The organism is Tropicimonas sp. TH_r6, from assembly GCF_033101155.1.
In the GTDB taxonomy this organism is placed as follows: Bacteria; Pseudomonadota; Alphaproteobacteria; order Rhodobacterales; family Rhodobacteraceae; genus Tropicimonas.
The window spans coordinates 1-677 of sequence record NZ_JAWMPX010000089.1; the positions used below are offsets into that span (position 1 = coordinate 1).

The 677-nt window shown below is 65.4% G+C and carries 1 protein-coding gene; it reads left to right on the forward strand.

What is annotated here, in order from left to right; translation table 11 throughout:
• A partial coding sequence (locus R3X27_RS25520) for an ABC transporter ATP-binding protein (protein WP_317711727.1) occupies window positions 1–677 on the forward strand: 677 nt, incomplete at both ends.

Sequence of the window (677 nt, forward strand, 5' to 3'; positions counted from 1 at the left end):
CGCAAGAACATCGCCTTCCCGCTCAAGATGGCCAAGCTCGACCAGGCGGCGATCGACAAGAAGGTGGAGGATGCGGCGCGGGTTCTGAACCTGGCCGACTATCTCGACCGGCGCCCCGGCCAGCTCTCGGGCGGTCAACGCCAGCGGGTCGCGATCGGCCGGGCCATCGTGCGCGAGCCGGCGGCCTTCCTCTTCGACGAGCCGCTCTCCAACCTTGACGCAGCCCTTCGGGTCAACATGCGGCTGGAGATCTCGGAGCTGCACAAAGAGCTCGACACGACGATGATCTACGTCACCCATGACCAGGTCGAGGCGATGACCATGGCCGACAAGATCGTGGTGCTCCGGGCGGGCAATATCGAGCAGGTGGGCTCGCCGCTGGAACTGTACCGGCGACCGCAGAACAAGTTCGTGGCAGGCTTCATCGGCTCGCCGAAAATGAACTTCCTGACCGGGGAAACGGCGGCGGCCTACAATGCCCAGACCATCGGCATCCGTCCCGAGCATCTCGAAGTGTCGCGTGAAAGCGGCGACTGGAAGGGCATTGTCGGCGTCTCCGAGCACCTGGGGTCCGACACTTTCTTCCACGTCCCGGTCCCCGACAGCGACGACCCCCTCACCGTCCGCGCCAGCGGCGAGGTCGACCTCAAGCGCGGCGAGGAGATCTTCCTCTCGCC